This window comes from Marinobacter sp. DY40_1A1 (genome assembly GCF_016597815.1).
GTDB lineage: Bacteria > Pseudomonadota > Gammaproteobacteria > Pseudomonadales > Oleiphilaceae > Marinobacter > Marinobacter xiaoshiensis.
Map to the genome: position 1 here is coordinate 343,502 of NZ_VCHA01000003.1, position 17,987 is coordinate 361,488.

A 17,987-nucleotide genomic window follows, 5' to 3' on the forward strand; every position below is an offset into this window, starting at 1 on the left:
GCGAGTTGTTTTTCCAGAAGAAAAGCGTACCCGCCCCGTGACCAGCCACCAGAAGCCAGAAGCCAGGCAAAACTAAGAAAGCGGCTCCAGATAATCCACCAAAAGCTGCAAATTAGTCCGCCCACGAAACGTATTCGAATCCGGCTTATAAACCACCCGAGCCCCGGTGCGAGTGTAATCAGGCACCTCCGGCCCGGTATTGAACGCAATACCGTCAATAATCCCGCTGCCGTCCACCGGCTGCAAAACCAGCTTCAAATGATTTTCGCCAACAATACGCTGGCTAACCACACGGAATTCACCATCAAACAAAGGCTCCGGGAAATGCTGCCCCCAAGGGCCGGCGCGCTTCAGCAGGGCTGCGGTTTCAAGCGATAACTCATCAGCACTCAATGGCCCATCAGTAGTAATGGCCGCTTCAAGATCTGCTGCAGTCAAAGCGTCCCGCACAGCCCGGTCAAAGGCCTCAGAAAAGGCAGCCAGATTGCTTCGAGCCAGAGTCATGCCCGCTGCCATAGCGTGGCCGCCGTACTTGTGCATCACTCCGGGATGGCGGGCATCCACTACCGCCAGCACATCACGGATATGCAGCCCCGGGATTGAACGGGCAGAACCCTTTATATCCACGCCATTTTCGTCCGGAGCGAAGGCAATCGTCGGTCGGTGAGTCTGCTCCCGAATCCTTGCAGCAAGAATGCCTATCACACCCTGATGCCAGTCCTGATCAAACAGCGCCAGTCCCCAGGGTAGTCCTTCCAGATCCAGTGACATGGAGGCAAGCAGGTCCTGCGCCTGAGTCTTCATATCCTTTTCAATGGTGCGCCTTTCCCGGTTGAAGGTGTCCAGCTCACGGGCAAGTCGCCGTGCTTCATCCGGGTTGTCAGCCAACAGGCAAGCTATGCCAACGCTCATATCATCCAGCCGGCCCGCAGCATTCAAACGCGGGCCAACTACAAATCCCAAATCGGTTGAACTGATGTTCCCGTGCTCACGGCCTGCTACTTCCAGCAAGGCAAGAATTCCCGGACGAGCTTCACCCTGACGGATTCGGCGCAAACCCTGCTCTACAAAGATACGGTTGTTATGATCCAACGGCACAACGTCGGCCACAGTGCCCAAGGCAACCAAATCCAACAAAGAACCCAGATTGGGTTCAGGCTGCGGCAAGCGGCCAGCATCCCGAAGTTTTTTGCGCAGAGCAGTGAGAACGTAGAACATCACGCCCACACCAGCAGCGTTTTTACTCAGAAAAGCACATCCAGGCTGGTTGGGGTTAACAATAGCGTCTGCATCCGGAAGCGTTTCACCTGCAAGGTGGTGATCCGTAACCACCACCTTGATGCCCAGTCTCCTGGCCGCACTTACCCCTTCAACAGCAGAGATTCCGTTATCGACCGTCACCAGAAGATCTGGCAGCTCGCCTTCTTCCCTTAGTCGCTCAATAATCCCCGGAGTCAGGCCGTAACCGTCGGAAAAGCGACTGGGCACCCGGAAATCTATGCTCTGTAGTCCAAGCATGGAAAGGCCAAGCATGGCGACAGCAGTGCTGGTGGCGCCGTCGGCATCAAAATCCCCGAGCACAAGTACTCGCTGGTTCTGCGCAATGGCATCTGCCAACAGTTCAACTGCTCGATCAATACCACGCAACTCAAAAGGTGAGGCCAGATGTTTAAGGGTATAGCTTAGCTGCGCATCGGAGGTTACACCCCGGGCAGAGTACAAACGGCGGAGTATGGGAGGGAGATCTTGCCCCCAGCCTGGAGTATTGTCCGGCTGGGGGCGACGCAGGATCTTTTTTGGTGTCATACCGTATCAGGCATTCTTCCAGTGTTTTGCTATGAAATCCTGCACGCCAGCGCGGTCATTATCAAGCACCGTGTAGCGCTCTTCCCGCTCAAACAGATCGGCCATATGGGCAGGCAGTTCAGGCTTAACCGTTAGACCGGATTCAGTAATGGCATCCGGGAACTTGGCCGGGTGGGCAGTACCAAGGGTAATCATTGGTATCTCAACATCCCGACGACAGGTTCTGGCTGCGCGTACGCCAATGGCGGTGTGTGGGTCCAGAAGGTATTCATTCTGTTCGTACACTTCACGAATGGTGGCGCACGTAGCCTTATCATCAACCGCGGCGCTATCGAACAGCTTGCGAGCCTGCTTCCAGCGGTAGTCTTCGATGCTGACAGGGCCTTTGGATGCGTTTTCCAGCAGCTCTTTCACTGCCAACCCATCGCGACCATGAAGATCAAACAGCAAGCGCTCAAAGTTGCTGGACACCATAATATCCATACTTGGCGACAGCGTGTGCTCAAGCTGGTGCTGTTCGTATTTATTGCCACTCATGAAGCGATGGAGAATGTCATTTCGGTTGGTAGCAATAACCAACTGCGAAATCGGCAGGCCCATTTTCTTCGCAAGATAACCGGCGAAGATATCGCCGAAGTTTCCGGTAGGCACAGAAAACGCCATGCTGCGATCCGGACCACCAAGGGCCAGGGATGCATGGAAGTAATAAACAATCTGAGCCATGATCCGGGCCCAGTTGATAGAGTTAACCGCGGCCAACCTGGCCTTGCCACCAAGGAAAGACTGGTCGCCGAAGCTCTCTTTCACCATGCGCTGACAGTCATCAAAATTGCCCTTGATGGCAATATTGTGAACGTTGTCACCCAGGACCGTTGTCATCTGACGGCGCTGCACTTCCGACACTCGCTGGTATGGGTGCAGGATAAAGATATCCACGTGCTCGCAGTGGCGGCAACCTTCAATAGCGGCAGACCCGGTATCGCCAGAGGTCGCGCCCATAATCACGGCGTGTTCCTGACGCTTTTCCAGTACGTAGTCCAGCAAGCGGCCCAGCAATTGAAGTGCGAAATCCTTGAATGCCAAGGTTGGCCCGCGGAACAACTCCATTACCCACTCGTTGGTATCAAGCTGCACCAGCGGGGCAACCGCCTTATGGGCAAACGCCGCGTAGGTTTCATCCAACATGTGTCGGAAATCGGCCTCAGGAATGGCCTCTTCCACAAACGGATACATAATGTTGAATGCGAGCTGGGTGTAGGGAAGCCCCCGCCAACTACGGATTTCTTCCAGACTAAAGTGCGGAAGTGATTCCGGCACGTACAGCCCGCCATCGGGAGCCAATCCTGTTAGCAGGACATCTTCAAAGCCCAGTGCGGGTGCTTCTCCCCGCGTACTGATGTATCTCACGTGAGTACCTGTTGGTTAGGGTGTTCTCAGTTAAAGTTTTCAGCGCGAATACGGACAACCGGGCCATCTGTATCAGCCAGGGCTTCCAGTTCTGCAATAGCGCGGTTTACCTGTCGCTCCTGCACCGTATGGGTCAGGATAATGACCGGTATGCGACCATCCTGTACCTCAGATTCTTTCTGCATGATCGACTCGATGTTAATGCCATGCTCACTCAGAATCGACGCAATCTTGGCCAAAACACCCGGGCGATCAAGAGCCGTTATGCGCAGGTAATAAGCAGACTGGATGTCTTCCATGGACAGCACATCAAGCTTTTCCAGGGCATCCGGAGCAAACCCGAGATGGGGCACGCGAAGCGAGCTTCCGCTCGCCACAATCCGGGCAACGTCCACAATATCTGCAATCACAGCGGAAGCCGTTGCTTCGTCGCCGGCACCTGGCCCGTAATACATGGTCTGACCAACAGCATCACCATCCACAAGAACAGCGTTCAGCACGCCATCTACCTGAGCAATCAGGTGACTTTGAGGAACCAGGGTCGGATGCACGCGAAGTTCAATGCCTTCATCACGGCGGCGGGCAATGCCCAGATGCTTGATGCGATAGCCTAGCTGCTCGGCGTGGGCGATATCGTAGGGCGTGATCGAAGAGATGCCTTCGGTGAAAGCTTTCTCGAACTGAAGCGGAACGCCAAAGCCAGCGGAAGCCAGAATGGTCAGTTTGTGAGCTGCATCAATGCCTTCCACATCGAACGTGGGGTCGGCTTCTGCGTAACCAAGATCCTGGGCCTCTTTGAGCACATCGGCAAACGCACGGCCAGCGCGCATTTCGGTAAGAATGTAGTTACCCGTGCCGTTGATGATGCCGGCAATCCAGTCGATACGGTTCCCCGCCAAACCTTCGCGAATAGCCTTCATTACAGGGATACCACCTGCTACACCCGCTTCGTAGGCAACAACAACACCCGCCTTTTCTGCTGCAGCAAAAATTTCGTTTCCGTGCACCGCAATCAGGGCCTTATTGGCTGTAACCACGTGCTTGCCATTAGCGATAGCCGTCAGCACAAGCTCCCGCGCAGTGTCGTACCCACCAATCAGTTCAACCACCACATCAACCGCGGGATCATTCACCACGTCAAAAATTTCGGTACTGAAGGCAACGCCACCAAGATCTATATCATCACGATTGCGCCGGCTGGCGACCCGGGTAATCCGGATGTTACAGCCTGCACGGCCCGCAATAAGTGCGGCGTTGCGAGTCAATACATTGAATGTACCGCCGCCAACGGTTCCCAATCCGCAGATTCCGACACTGACGTCTTTCAAGCTCTCACCTCTGATCCCGAAGGGGTCCTGATGTATTGTAATAGTGCAGCATAATGATTCCGCGACACTAAAAGGTCGCATAGTATACCGGTTCAGGGCCGGTTGAATAAGCCCTGAACCAAAAGCCTGTCACATAACCAGGCCCACCCGGAGGAAGCAGTGGCCTGTAAAGGATTTAAAGCAGCCCCAGCCCCTCGGCAAGGTTTCTGGCCGGCACAAAACCAGGCACGATATTACCGTCTTCCAGCACAATCGCCGGAGTGCCCGTTACGCCAACACGCTGCCCAAGCTCATACTGCTCCAACACTGGATTATCACAGGTTGCCGCAGGAACAGTATGACCAGCTTTAGCTGCATTCATTGCAGACTGCTGGTCTTCAGCGCACCAAACAGAAACGTATTTTACAAAAGATGGCGAACCGGGCTTGGAGCGCGGGTAAGCGTAATAATTCACCGTGATACCGTAGTCATTGAGTTTTGGAACCTCGTCATGGAGCTTGCGGCAATACGGGCAATCAATGTCGGTGAACACATCAATCACCGCCTTTTCATCACTGGCCTTGTAACTGATAAGGCCGTCCCTTCCAAAGTCGGTCATAGCCTTGTGCCGCGCATTTGCTTTAGTCTCTTTGGTGACGTTGGCAATGCCCATACTGGTAACTTTCAACAAATCACCGGTAAACAGGTACTGGCCATCCTGGGTGGCATACACGGTCTCACCACCCCCACTCTGAATCTCATAGAGCCCCTTCGCCTCAGATTCGCGAACCGACACTATTTCCAGCCCGGGTATGGCACTGGATAGGCGCTCACTAATTTTGTCTTCAACATCACCAGCAACGCTGAAGGCTGATCCCAGAACCCCGACCGCCATTAGCACCAACATAAACCACTGTTTTACATTCATTCTGGAAAACACACCTATTCAGCAGAGTAATTAAGGGGCTTGCGAAACTGTGTTCACAAACCATGAAATGGTTCTTTTAGCCAAAACCGTCCGACAGCAGCTTGTAAAGAAAGTTCAGAGCGCCACCTTACCTAAAAACCGCAATATCAGCCACGGGGGTGATGAGCCTTATGCAACGATTGTAAACGCTGGCGCGCGACATGGGTGTATATCTGGGTCGTGGAAAGGTCAGAGTGCCCCAACAGCATCTGAACCACACGCAAATCTGCACCATGATTAAGCAGATGTGTTGCAAAGGCATGACGGAGCGTGTGGGGCGACAAGTGCTTACGAATACCTGTTCGGGTGGCGTAGTGGCGAACCCTGTACCAGAAAGTTTGGCGCGTCATGGCCGCAGCGCGATTTCCCGGAAAAAGCGCATCACAGGCCCGCCCCTTCAGAAGCTCCGGGCGACCTTCTTTCATATACAGGACAAGCCAATCTATCGCCTCCTCACCCAGCGGAACCAGGCGCTCTTTGTCGCCCTTTCCGGTCACACGTATGACCCCCTGCCGCAGGTTTACCTGATCCACCCGCAGGCCGGTGAGCTCAGATACTCGCAGACCACAGCCATACAGTATCTCCAGCATGGCCTTATCACGCTGTTCAATGGGCAAACCCGGATCTGGCTCAGCCAAAAGCGCGTCCACTTCGTCTTCTGTCAACGAGTCCGGCAGGCGACGCGGCAAACGGGGGCTGTCGATGCGCAAGGTGGGGTCTTCAGAGATCAGCCGCTCGCGAAGAAGAAAGCGGTAAAACCGACGAATACCCGAGAGGCGACGAGCAGCGGTAGACGTTTTTAGACCCCGGGTGAATCCGTTGGCCATCCACGCAAGCAAATCCGTTCGCCGCACCTCAGTTAGCAATAACCGCCCCGGCTGCTCCTCCAGCCACGCGGCCAGACGCTGCAAATCGCTGCGGTAGGCTTCGCGGGTTTGCTCACCCAGCCCGTCTTCCAGCCAGACTGCATCAACAAACCGGGCAATTGCCGCTTCATTTTCTGGTCTCATACCCCAACCCCTAACAGCCTCGCCAGGTACAATGAGCATTCTGGCTTGCCAGAAACGAAAAAGGCAGCCCTCAGGCTGCCTTTTTCACTGCAAGGTTGCTCAGCAAAAAGCTGATCAGCCCAGCTTTTCCTTGATACGTGCTGCCTTGCCCGAAAGCTCGCGCAGGTAGTAAAGCTTGGCTTGACGTACTTCACCACGACGCTTCACATCAACACTGTCGATCAGCTTGGAGAAAGTCTGGAAAGTACGCTCAACGCCTACGCCGTAGGAAATCTTCCGTACGGTGAATGACGAGTTCATGCCACGGTTACGCTTACCGATAACAACGCCCTCAAACGCCTGCAGACGCTCACGGTTGCCTTCAGTTACACGAACCTGAACAACCACGGTATCACCCGGCGCAAACGCGGGTACTTCCTTGGTCATCTGCTCTGTTTCAAGTTGATTGATGATGTTGTTCTTGCCGCTCATCGTAATGCTCCTGATACCCAATCTTTTAATGCCCTGATTATTCAGAGGCACACGGTTCGTTTAAAATCTCACCCAGCAACTCACGCTCTTCATCCGTAAGCACCCGCTTTTCAAGCAGGTCGGGGCGTCGTTCCCGGGTTCGCCTCAGCGACTGTTTAAGTCGCCAACGCCGGATCTGATCATGGTGACCGCCCAACAAAATATCCGGCACCGCCTGACCTTCGTATACTTCGGGCCGGGTGTAGTGCGGACAATCCAGCAAACCGTCAGCAAAAGAATCCTGCTCTGCTGACTGCGCATGACCCAGCGCTCCGGGGATGAGGCGTGTAACCGCATCAATAACAGTCATCGCTGCCAGTTCACCACCAGAGAGTACAAAATCTCCCAGTGATATTTCCCGGTCGACTTCTGTCGCTAGCAGGCGCTCATCAACACCTTCATAACGCCCCGCTACCAGAATCAACCGCTCTTCTGCAGCAAGTGACTCAACAACCGCCTGGTTCAGTGTTTCACCCTGAGGTGAAAGATAAACCACACAGGCCTTGCCTGGCGCCGCTTTCCGCGCTGCGTGGATGGCATCCCTGAGCGGCTGAATTTTCATCAGCATCCCGGGGCCACCCCCGTAGGGACGGTCATCAACGGTGCGGTGACGATCCTGGGTAAAGTCGCGAGGATTCCAGCTCTCGAAGGTCAACAGACCATCGCGCACTGCCCTGCTCGTTATCCCGTATTCCGTTACCGCCTGGAACATCTCCGGAAACAGACTGACTGCGCCAATCCACACCCGTCAGAACTCCGGATCCCAGTCTGCGATCAGTTTGTGCTCTGCCAGATTCACTTCCCGAACAACTTGCTCAGGAAGGTATGGAATCAGGCGCTCACGTTGATCGATGGAGCCCGCAGTTGCATGCACCACCAGAACATCATTAGAGCCGGTTTCTATGAGGTGATCCACTCGCCCAAGGCATTCGCCCTCAACCGTGAACACATCAAGCCCCTGCAACTGACGCCAATAAAATTCCCCTTCAGGAAGTTCAGGCAGCTCAGAAGTGGGCACCCTGACCTCGGCACCACAGTATGTCCGGGCCTGATCACGATCATTAATACCTTTAAGCCTTACAACGATCGCCTTGCCTTGCCGGCGACCCTCTTCAAGCTTTGCCGGAATACGCTTACCGTCCAGATCGAGAACCCAGTTGGTATAGCCAAGTACTCCGTCAATGGGGTCGGTGAAGGAATAAACCTTTAACCACCCCTTAACCCCAAACACCGAGGTAATCCGACCGATCACAGTTTCCTGCGAATTCTGCGTCATACAACAACCTCGGTAGTCAGTAAAAGCTTACTCAGCAGCCTTGAGCAGCTGCGCAACGCGATCGCTGGTCTGTGCACCCTGGCCAACCCAGTAATTCACACGGTCGCGATCAATACGGAGACGCTCTTCCTGACCGCGTGCGATCGGGTTGAAAAAGCCTACGCGCTCAATGAAAGCGCCGTCACGTGCATTGCGGCTGTCAGTGACTGTCAGATGATAGAACGGGCGCTTCTTGGAGCCGCCGCGAGCCAAACGGATTGTTACCATTTAACCAATATCCTGTTCTGTTATACGAACTTTGTACGTTTCACGCCTGCCACTATAGTGACTGACGCGGAGACCCATACTCGAAAGGGGCGCTATTCTATGCTAAATGAGCGCCAAAGAAAACAGGCAAACTAACTGTTTGCAGGTTTTCCATGTAAGGCTTTTTACATACGGCCAAATGGAGGCATTCCACCGCCGCCACCGCCCGGCGGCATCATACCACCAAGACCGCGCATCATATTCGCCATTCCACCTTTTTTGCTAAACTTTTTCATCATTTTTTGCATCTGCTTATGCTGCTTGAGCAGACGATTCACATCTTGTATCTGCGTTCCGGAACCTGCGGCAATGCGGCGTTTACGGGAATTATTGATTACATCCGGGTAGCGACGCTCTTTTGGCGTCATCGAACAAATGATCGCCTCCAATTGCCCCATCGACTTATCGTTAACCTGCTGCTGCGCCGCCTGAGCCATCTGCCCCATTCCGGGAAGCTTATCCATCAAGCCACCGATACCGCCCATATTCTTCATTTGCTGAAGCTGGTCGCGGAAATCTTCCAGATCAAAGCTTTTGCCTTTTTTGATTTTTTTGGTGAGTTTCTGAGCCTTCTTCTGGTCCAGCTTGCGCTCGGCTTCCTCGATAAGGGACAGAACATCGCCCATACCCAATATCCGGGAAGCAACCCGATCCGGGTGGAACGGTTCCAGGGCATCCGACTTCTCGCCAACACCCAGAAACTTGATGGGCTTACCCGTAATATGCCTGACCGAAAGCGCAGCACCACCGCGGGCATCGCCGTCAGTTTTCGTTAAAATCACACCGGTCAGCGGCAAGGCATCGTTGAATGCCTTGGCAGTATTGGCAGCATCCTGCCCGGTCATGGCATCAACCACGAACAGGGTTTCTATCGGATTGACCGCCTTATGCAACCGACCAATCTCGCCCATCATCTGCTCATCGACATGCAAGCGACCGGCGGTATCGAGGATAACCACATCGATATGCTTCTTGCGGGCAGCAGCTACAGCACCTTCCGCGATGACAACAGGATCCTGATCAGCGGTACTGGGAAAAAACTCAACACCCACCTCGCCTGCCAAAGTCTCCAACTGCTTGATCGCAGCCGGCCGATAAACATCGGCACTCACGACCATTACTGATTTCTTGTGCCGCTCCTTGAGAAAACGCGACAACTTCGCAACCGTGGTGGTTTTACCCGCACCCTGAAGACCTGCCATCATGATTACGGCGGGAGGCTGAACGGCAAGATTGAGGGTTTCATTCCCCTCACCCATGACCCGTTCCAGCTCCTGCTGAACAACCTTGATAAAGACCTGGCCCGGGGAAAGGCTGCGCTGAACTTCCTGCCCGATAGCGCGCTGACGGACACCCTCTACAAAGTCTTTCACCACTGGCAGGGCGACGTCCGCCTCCAGCAGTGCCATGCGCACTTCCCGGAGAGTGTCCTTTATATTATCTTCGGTGAGCCGCGCCTGACCGGAAATCTTGCGCAGGCTACCGGAAAGTCGGTCTTGGAGATTCTCAAACATGTTGCTCTTCCGTTCCCCGGGTAAATTGAGTGCACAAACCTCAGAGCCAGCTTCGGCTCCTTGATTCCTGTTGCATAATCGCGACATTATAACCAGACTATCGTCCTGAAACGACCAACCCGGTCAAATCGACAGCTATATCTGTCGATCTCCAGCCAGCACAGTGGTTAATAAAGGAAGTTATGGGAACGCTGATTCTCGCGGTCACCTCTCTTTTTCTGTACAGCGTCGGCACCGCTTTGCAGGCGCTCCACTTCCGTGGTCGCGTGCACAGCAATATTGCGATAACCACCCTTATCGGCATGCTGGCGCTCACGTCTCACGGGCTTTTGATCTCGCAGACCATCTACCACGATGGAGGTGTCGATCTGGGTTTTTTCAAAAGCTCGGTTCTGATCTCCTGGTTAATCGTGTTTTTACTGCTGGGCCTGAACCTGAGAAAACCGGTTCAAAGCCTGTTCCTCGGCGTTTACCCGCTTGCAGCGCTGACCATCATAATGACACTGATTACTCATACGCCATCGCGACTGGTATCTGACGAAAGCTATGGAGTACTGTCTCACATCGCACTGTCTGTCACAGCCTACAGCCTGTTCTCTCTTGCGGCTATACAAGCAATCCTGCTTTATTTTCAGAACCGGCAGCTCAAACAAAATTATAACAGCCCGCTGATACGTAATTTGCCGCCGCTCCAAACCATGGAATCACTGCTCTTCGAAATGGTCTGGGCTGGCGTTGTCATGTTAACCCTGGCCATCATTACCGGCGCTGTATTCATAGAAAATCTTTTCGCCCAGAACCTGGCCCATAAAACCGTATTTTCCATACTGTCGCTGCTGGTCTTTATAGCCCTGCTTGTGGGCCGCTATACCAAGGGCTGGCGAGGCATGACGGCAAGCCGCTGGACACTGGCCGGCTGCGCCCTTCTCATGGTGGCCTTTTACGGCAGCAAATTCGCACTTGAACTGGTATTCCAGAGGGGCGGCTGATATCTGGCCCACAATCTCTTGACACCAGGCACAATCACAACCTATTTTCGCTACTTGTCAGCAACATAAGGACACCTCTGGTTTGGACGGTACATCGCTTACTGCGCTGTCGATTATTCTCGTCGGGCTGATCATGCTGTCGGCATTCTTTTCCAGCTCTGAAACCGGAATGATGTCTCTTAACCGGTATCGCCTCAAACATATGGCCAAGACCGGCCATAAAGGCGCCAAACGGGCACAGGGGCTGCTGAAACGCACCGATCAGCTCATCGGCATCATTCTGATCGGCAACAACTTCGTCAACATTCTGGCATCATCTATAGCCACTGTTATAGCAATAAGGCTTTGGGGCGACGCCGGTATCGCCATCGCCACGCTGCTGCTGACCATCGTCATCCTGATTTTTGCGGAGGTCACCCCCAAGACTCTGGCCGCCCTGTTCCCTGAAAAAATTGCTTTTCCAGCAAGCTATATTCTTGGGCCCCTGCTGAAAATCCTTTATCCGATTGTATGGGCGGTCAACCTGTTTACCGGCGCCATTCTCTGGGTCCTCCGGATTTCTCCAAATGACTCAGCCAGCGACCATCTGAGCCGCGAAGAGCTGAGGACTCTGGTAAACGAGGCAGGCGCCCTGATCCCGACCAAACACAAGGATATGCTGGTCAGTATCCTCGATCTCGAAAAGGTCACCGTTAACGACATCATGGTGCCCCGCAATGAGGTTTCCGGCATCGATCTGGACGACGACACTGACACCATTTTGCGCCAATTAAGAAATAGCCAGCACACTCGCCTGCCGGTATTCAAAGGTGACATCAATAACATTCAGGGCATCCTGCACCTGCGCAGCGCAACAAAACTGCTGCAGCAAGATGAGATAAGCAAACCCATGATCATGCAGCTATGCCAGGAGCCCTACTTCGTTCCCGAAAGCACACCACTGAACACGCAACTCATTAACTTCCAGAAGGGAAAACGCCGGTTTGGTATTGTCGTGGATGAGTATGGCGATGTACTTGGGCTCGCAACTCTTGAGGATATTCTGGAAGAGATCGTTGGCGAATTCACAACAGACTACGCTGCAGCCAGCCCCGACATCATCCCCCAGGAAGACGGTACGTTTATTGTTGATGGCACCGCATCCGTGCGCTCAATCAACAAATCCCTTGGTTGGAAACTGCCCACAGACGGCCCCAAGACCCTCAACGGCTTAATCACCGAAACCCTTGAGAATATACCGGACACCAACGTATGCCTGAGGGTCGATGGGCACCGGGTAGAGGTACTCCAAATCAAAGACAACGTTGTGAAAGCCGCAATTGTGCACCCCAAGAAGCGCAAAAAACGCGCACTCTCCATCGTTTAAGCCATCCTGTCCTCACTTCGCTATAGACGTTCCAGTTATAGCGAAGCCCTTTCTTGAAAGATCAAAATGTAACCAGCTCCTTGACGCATATCAATCTACCGCTAACACTCAATGGGAACACTGAAAAACAATAATGCTAAGGAGTTTATCCATGAGCTTGTCGCACACTTTTGGTCTTCTGACCCACCCTGATCAGCAATGGAAAGCCATTCGGAAAGATTCCGAGTCCACCACCCAACTCTACCTTGGACACGTACTGCTTCTCGCTCTTATCCCCGCCCTGGCCGGTTTCTTCGGAACCACCCAGGTAGGCTGGCAGATTGGTGACGGACAAGTCACACGCCTTTCCGTAAACAGCGCGTTAAGCCTGTCCGTGCTGTTCTATGCTGCCATGCTGGCAGGCATTTTCATTCTTGGTAAATTCATTGATTTCTTTGCAGCAACCTACGATGCGGTAGACAACGCGCCCAGGGGCGTAGCAATGGCGGCCTATACCGCCACACCCATGTTCCTTATCGGAGTTATCGCAGCCTACCCTAATATATGGGTAAACATGCTGGCAGGGCTCATTGCCATTGCGTATGCGGTGTATCTTCTTTATGAAGGCCTCCCCATCCTCATGAAAATCCCCGAGGAGCGAGGATTCATGTTTGCCACAGCGGTGCTGACAGTTGGGTTGATCATGTTTGTCGCACTTCTTGCTATCAGTGTCGTTATCTGGAGCGTTGGAATTGGCCCGGTCTATGTAAGCTAGGAGGCAACCCCAGCCACTACACCTTCACACCATTAAATCAATCAAGGGTGCTCCGCTGGGTCACCCTTTTTTGCGGATAAGAGCACTGGTTAGATTTTATTCATGTTATCCCGGCAGAAAATGCGGTAAATTTAGCCTATAACTAAAAAACAGAAAGTCTAACTCGGTCATGTACCCGGTTGAGCCGTAAACAGGAGTCGGCCATGAACAAGCAGTCCGGCATACATTACCTCCGTGAGCACAGGGAAGCGGGAAGCAGCGAGCCGGTTCCTGTGGAGGTCACCCGCATCCGCGACACAGTCGTCGCCGGGCTCGGAGATCTATTGCAGGGCGCGTTTGATGCCGTTGATGATTCGCTGTTCGAACTGGCAAACAATGCCCGCAGCAACAACGAGCAGAACCGCTATTTTGAAGCCATGCGGGAAATCCGTATCAAGCGCAAAGGCGTGGAGCGCCACTTCCAGAATACCGTTGCACAATTTTTTGCAAATCCCCCCCATACGGTTCAACTGCACGAAGACACCTTGGGGCGGCAAGCAAACGCAGACAACCTGGCACTCGTTGGCAACGATGATCTTGAGGAGCAAGTAGCTCTTAATGCCATGATCACCAAAGCAAAAGCGCATTTCCAGGGGCCGCTCATTCAGCTTCAAACTCGCTTTAGCCATGTCTATGATGGTGCCTCTGAGGAGTCACCGGTCAACCCTATGGCGCCGGAGCATCTTTGCAGCGCGTTCACCGAAGCGATTCAGGCTCTGGAAATTCAAATCCGGGAACGATTGATTCTGCTCAAGCAGTTTGATCGCTATGTTGTTTCCAATCTGGGCATGCTTCTGGATGAAGCCAACAGGATTCTCGTTCAAGCAGGAGTTATTCCCAACTTCCGCTATCACGGGAAAACCGGGCCGCAGCACAGCAGCGCTACGGAGAGCCAGGAATCTTCCGAAAGCTCCGCCGCTCATGAAAGCCAGTCAAGTGGTGACCAGGGCAGCAACGCCGTCTTCGAACAGATACATCAGCTGCTGGCTCGCCAGAGGGCCAATGCCGGCATACCATCGCGTCAATACAGCTCAGACATACGCGTTATCGGCGGCAACGAATTGGTCAGCCTGCTGGCTGCGCTGCCTTTAAATACCCAGCCAGACGCCCAACTTAACCTCAGCGAGGGCGATCCGCTTACTATCGATCTCCTCAGCGTCGTACAACAGATTCTGGCCCAGGCCCAAACAAACGACGGCAAGAAGCCTGCGCTGAAGGAGATGGATGAGGATCTGATCAACCTCGTATCCATGTTATTTGAGTTCATCCTTGACGATTACAACTTGTCAGCACCGGTTCAGGTTTTGATCAGTCGGCTGCAGATACCCATCCTTAAAGTTGTTATCAAAGACAAAAGCTTTTTCAGCAAGACTGCCCATCCCGCGCGCAAACTGCTTAATGCTCTTGCCCGCGCAGGTATTGGTTGGAGCAACAGCGACGAAAAAGCGCGAGATAAGCTGTATGAAAAAATTCACAGCATTGTGCAGCGAATCCTTAGTGAATTTGATGGTGATATAACTCTTTTCGAAACCCTGAATGAAGAGTTTGAAGAGTTTCTTGCCAGAGAAAACCGGAAATCGTCTCTTGTAGAGCAGCGCACTCGTGAATCTGAGCGTGGCCGCATCAAATCCCAGAAGGCCCAGGAAATGGTCGACCGGGTAATAAAAGAACGAATAGCGCGCTACCGCCTCCCCGAACCTGTCCATAATATCCTTATTAATGGCTGGAGCCGGTTTATGTTCCTTGCATACCTGCGGGACGATGTGGAGCATCGCTGGCAAGAAAGCGTCAAAGTCGTTGACGATCTGATCTGGTGTCTTCACCCGCATCAGGAAGACACTGAAAGGGACCAGTGGGTACGCGTTGTACCTGGCCTTCTCAAGTCGCTCAGAGCGGGCCTGGAAGAGGTTTCATATAACGCCACCAAGCTTGATGACACCATGAGCTTACTCAAACATGAGCTGGCAGAAGCGTTCCGCGCAAGTTCCAGTATGGAAGTCGCGGAAGAGCCACCCGCTCAGGAAGAGCCAAAGGATGAAGCCAAGAGCCAGGCTGAGCCCGAAGATGCAGTGATCGCCGAGTTCATGGCTCAGGTTGATAGCCTGGAAATTGGCCACTGGGTTGAGTTCAGGCTGGTTAATGGTGCAAGCTTCCGCTGCAAGCTGTCCGCAATCATTGAGGAAGCGGACTGTTTTGTCTTTGTAAATCGCATGGGGCTTAAAGTCATCGAAAAGACCCGCACCGACCTTGCCCATGAAATGCGACGAGGAAGAATGACACGGCTTGAGCAAGGGGCCCTCATCGACCGGGCACTGGATGCCGTTGTTGGTTCCCTACGTAGTAAAACTGCTTGACCTGGCCTGAGCCTGCAATCACCTTGCGGGCCCAGCGTCTGGCGCAGTGAACACTTGGCAGTAAAGGAGATACCTGAGTTAAATGCTGGAGCACGGCAGCAACAACAGCCTTCCGGCGAAGCATCGGATCGCCCTAGCCTTATCAACCGCCTTCCTGATTCATACGCTGCTATTATCCGGGTTTCCTGCCATTCTTCCGGATTTACCCATCCGGCACAGGCACCAACTAAACCTGGAGTTGGTAGCAGTAGATAGCAGCCAGGGAATACCCGCTTCTGCAAATCCGCAACGGCCAAACGATACGCCCGAACCCCGCAACCCGCCCTTTGAGGTACCGCCCCAAAACACCCCCGGGCTGACAACGCCAGAAGTTACAACAACCAACTCTCAACAAAAAATTTCTGTCGGCAGCAAGGTACAAGCTACAACGCCAAACAATAAAGCCGACGCCACGCAAACAACGGCAACCCCATCTACCTCGGGAGCACAATCCAATTCCGGGGTCCGCACTCAGGTTGCGGACAAGCAAACGACAGAAGATGTCACAAAAATAACTCTGTCGCCCAGCGAACAGGATCCTTACTTGATAAAGCTGGCAACGCACTTGGCAACGAAGCTTGAAACACTGAGGATACCCGCTATCAGGCAGCTGACTGATACAAGCACCATGGAACTGGAGCTTCAGCTACTGAGCAATGGGGCATTAACACGGGCCAGGGTGGTCAAATCGACAGGTATTCAACAAATAGATCTTGCAGCCTACCAGGCCGCGCTGTCAGCGAGTCCTTACCCGGAGCCGCCACCTGATCAGAAAAGCAAAAGCCGCTTCGAAGTAAAACTGGTGTTTTCTCCGTCGCGGCTTTAATTGGCGGACCTGCACTCCAGGCAGGTAAAGATCAGGCCTCGGCCTGTTTGGCAGCCTCTTTTACCAAAGCGGCCAGTTCGCCGTTTTCTGACATTTCCATAATGATGTCACAGCCGCCAACCAGCTCGCCGTTTACATACAGCTGGGGGTATGTAGGCCAGCTGGAGTAGACTTTCAGGCCTTCGCGCAGCTCCTGATTGTCAAGAATATTCACAAATGCAAAACGCTCGCCACACGCCATCAGGGCCTGCGATGTTTTAGCAGAAAAGCCACACTGCGGAGCCTGGGGAGACCCTTTCATGTAAAGAATGATCGGATTCTCTGCGAGCTGATTTTTAATGGTTTCGTTAATATCCATGAACATTCACCTCTGGTTGAAAACAGAACAGTCTGCCGCGCCGGTTTGCGCTATTGCTCCTGCCTTGACTGGCGCCTATTGTACACGTCGGGCAGGCTACTCAACAAACCGTGTGATTTGATACAGAGCAAGCCTGACACCCGCAGCGTTGTCATCAAACGCGTGAAGGGCTAGACTTGTTCCCCCCGTTTTTTTCACCAGTATTTATACTCATCCAGGGCTTCATCTAGGTAAGGGCCACCCCATGGCAGTAAGGCATTTTCTGACACTGAATGACATGTCCACAACCGAACTGGAAAACCTGGTGGATCATGGCACCAGACTCCGGAACGAATGGCGCCAGGGCAAGGTCAGGGACTCACTCAAAAACCGTGTTTTGGCGATGATTTTTGAAAAATCTTCAACCCGCACACGGGTTTCGTTTGAGGCAGGCATGACCCAACTGGGTGGATCAGCGATGTTTCTATCGCCGCGAGATACTCAACTCGGTCGCGGCGAGCCCATAGAAGACTCTGCGATTGTTATCTCCAGCATGGTTGACGCGGTGATGATCCGCACATTCGCCCATGAAACGGTTGAAAAGTTTGCCCGGGCATCGCGGGCGCCGGTCATCAACGCACTTACTGATGACTTCCACCCCTGCCAACTGCTGGCTGACATGCAAACCTATCGCGAGCATCGCGGTAGCATCCGGGGCGCTACTGTGGCCTGGATCGGGGATGGCAACAACATGTGCCACTCTTACATCAATGCCGCCACGCAGTTCGACTTTCACCTGAACGTGGCTACCCCCGAGGGTTACGAGCCGGATCCGGAACTGGTGAAGGCCCACAGTTCTCGCATCACGCTGATGCGTGAGCCAGAGGAGGCTGCACGTAACGCGAACCTTCTGGTCACCGATGTGTGGGCATCCATGGGCCAGGAAGACGAGCAGAAAGCCCGTGAGAAGGCTTTCAGAAAATACCAGATCAACAAGGCACTAATGGATATAGCCGCGAAAGACGCGCTCCTGATGCACTGTCTGCCGGCTCATCGCGGCGAGGAAATTGCAGCCGATATGATTGAGCACCCGGGCTCCGTTATCTGGGACGAAGCCGAAAACCGGCTCCACGCTCAGAAAGCCCTGCTGGAATTCCTGATCCTGAACCGTCTGGACTAA

Annotated in this window: 17 protein-coding genes; 6 read left to right on the forward strand and 11 right to left on the reverse strand. The window is 53.4% G+C overall.

What is annotated here, in order from left to right:
- Nucleotides 1-72: 72 nt before the first annotated feature.
- The 10 genes from recJ to ffh all read right to left on the reverse strand — a co-directional run bounded on the left by recJ (nt 73) and on the right by ffh (nt 10,103).
- The gene (gene recJ / locus FFI61_RS10020; RefSeq protein WP_200370143.1) at nt 73-1,806 is read right to left on the reverse strand and encodes a single-stranded-DNA-specific exonuclease RecJ; all 1,734 of its coding nucleotides are present in this window, start codon (nt 1,804-1,806) and stop codon (nt 73-75) included.
- Nucleotides 1,807-1,812: 6 nt separating this feature from the next.
- On the reverse strand, nt 1,813-3,213 hold the full coding sequence (gene thrC / locus FFI61_RS10025) for a threonine synthase (protein WP_200201915.1): 1,401 nt from the start codon (nt 3,211-3,213) through the stop codon (nt 1,813-1,815).
- Between the two features lie 26 nt (nt 3,214-3,239).
- The gene (locus FFI61_RS10030) at nt 3,240-4,541 is read right to left on the reverse strand and encodes a homoserine dehydrogenase (RefSeq protein ID WP_200201916.1); all 1,302 of its coding nucleotides are present in this window, start codon (nt 4,539-4,541) and stop codon (nt 3,240-3,242) included.
- A gap of 175 nt (nt 4,542-4,716) precedes the next feature.
- On the reverse strand, nt 4,717-5,448 hold the full coding sequence (locus tag FFI61_RS10035) for a DsbC family protein (RefSeq protein ID WP_200370144.1): 732 nt from the start codon (nt 5,446-5,448) through the stop codon (nt 4,717-4,719).
- 146 nt (nt 5,449-5,594) lie between these two features.
- Entirely contained in the window at nt 5,595-6,497 is a 903-nt protein-coding gene (gene xerD, locus FFI61_RS10040) for a site-specific tyrosine recombinase XerD (RefSeq protein ID WP_200201918.1), read from the reverse strand.
- A gap of 114 nt (nt 6,498-6,611) precedes the next feature.
- Nucleotides 6,612-6,968, reverse strand: coding sequence for a 50S ribosomal protein L19 (rplS, locus tag FFI61_RS10045; protein WP_200370145.1), 357 nt, complete (start codon nt 6,966-6,968; stop codon nt 6,612-6,614).
- A gap of 37 nt (nt 6,969-7,005) precedes the next feature.
- Nucleotides 7,006-7,752, reverse strand: a complete 747-nt coding sequence (gene trmD, locus FFI61_RS10050; protein ID WP_200370146.1) for a tRNA (guanosine(37)-N1)-methyltransferase TrmD — start codon at nt 7,750-7,752, stop codon at nt 7,006-7,008.
- Between the two features lie 3 nt (nt 7,753-7,755).
- Entirely contained in the window at nt 7,756-8,283 is a 528-nt protein-coding gene (rimM, locus tag FFI61_RS10055) for a ribosome maturation factor RimM (protein ID WP_200370147.1), read from the reverse strand.
- A 27-nt stretch (nt 8,284-8,310) separates the two neighbouring features.
- Nucleotides 8,311-8,550 carry a 30S ribosomal protein S16 gene (gene rpsP, locus FFI61_RS10060; RefSeq protein ID WP_200201922.1) on the reverse strand — a complete coding sequence of 80 codons (240 nt, stop codon included), beginning with the start codon at nt 8,548-8,550 and terminating at the stop codon, nt 8,311-8,313.
- 164 nt (nt 8,551-8,714) lie between these two features.
- Entirely contained in the window at nt 8,715-10,103 is a 1,389-nt protein-coding gene (ffh, locus tag FFI61_RS10065; protein ID WP_200370148.1) for a signal recognition particle protein, read from the reverse strand.
- 182 nt (nt 10,104-10,285) lie between these two features.
- On the opposite strand from ffh, the gene FFI61_RS10070 reads away from it, so the two are divergent.
- The 5 genes from FFI61_RS10070 to FFI61_RS10090 all read left to right on the forward strand — a co-directional run bounded on the left by FFI61_RS10070 (nt 10,286) and on the right by FFI61_RS10090 (nt 16,470).
- Nucleotides 10,286-11,092 (forward strand): inner membrane protein YpjD, encoded by an 807-nt coding sequence (locus FFI61_RS10070; protein WP_200201924.1) that lies wholly within the window; start codon nt 10,286-10,288, stop codon nt 11,090-11,092.
- Between the two features lie 82 nt (nt 11,093-11,174).
- Nucleotides 11,175-12,458, forward strand: a complete 1,284-nt coding sequence (locus FFI61_RS10075; protein ID WP_200201925.1) for an HlyC/CorC family transporter — start codon at nt 11,175-11,177, stop codon at nt 12,456-12,458.
- A gap of 151 nt (nt 12,459-12,609) precedes the next feature.
- The gene (locus tag FFI61_RS10080) at nt 12,610-13,212 is read left to right on the forward strand and encodes a Yip1 family protein (protein WP_200201926.1); all 603 of its coding nucleotides are present in this window, start codon (nt 12,610-12,612) and stop codon (nt 13,210-13,212) included.
- A gap of 203 nt (nt 13,213-13,415) precedes the next feature.
- On the forward strand, nt 13,416-15,605 hold the full coding sequence (locus tag FFI61_RS10085; RefSeq protein WP_200370149.1) for a DUF1631 domain-containing protein: 2,190 nt from the start codon (nt 13,416-13,418) through the stop codon (nt 15,603-15,605).
- A gap of 82 nt (nt 15,606-15,687) precedes the next feature.
- Nucleotides 15,688-16,470 carry an energy transducer TonB gene (locus tag FFI61_RS10090; RefSeq protein ID WP_200201928.1) on the forward strand — a complete coding sequence of 261 codons (783 nt, stop codon included), beginning with the start codon at nt 15,688-15,690 and terminating at the stop codon, nt 16,468-16,470.
- A gap of 31 nt (nt 16,471-16,501) precedes the next feature.
- Here the strand turns inward: FFI61_RS10090 and grxD are convergent, their stop codons facing one another.
- Nucleotides 16,502-16,828 carry a Grx4 family monothiol glutaredoxin gene (grxD, locus tag FFI61_RS10095; RefSeq protein WP_200201929.1) on the reverse strand — a complete coding sequence of 109 codons (327 nt, stop codon included), beginning with the start codon at nt 16,826-16,828 and terminating at the stop codon, nt 16,502-16,504.
- A 244-nt stretch (nt 16,829-17,072) separates the two neighbouring features.
- Here grxD and argF point away from each other — a divergent pair, with 244 nt between their 5' ends.
- Nucleotides 17,073-17,987, forward strand: coding sequence for an ornithine carbamoyltransferase (gene argF / locus FFI61_RS10100; RefSeq protein ID WP_200201930.1), 915 nt, complete (start codon nt 17,073-17,075; stop codon nt 17,985-17,987).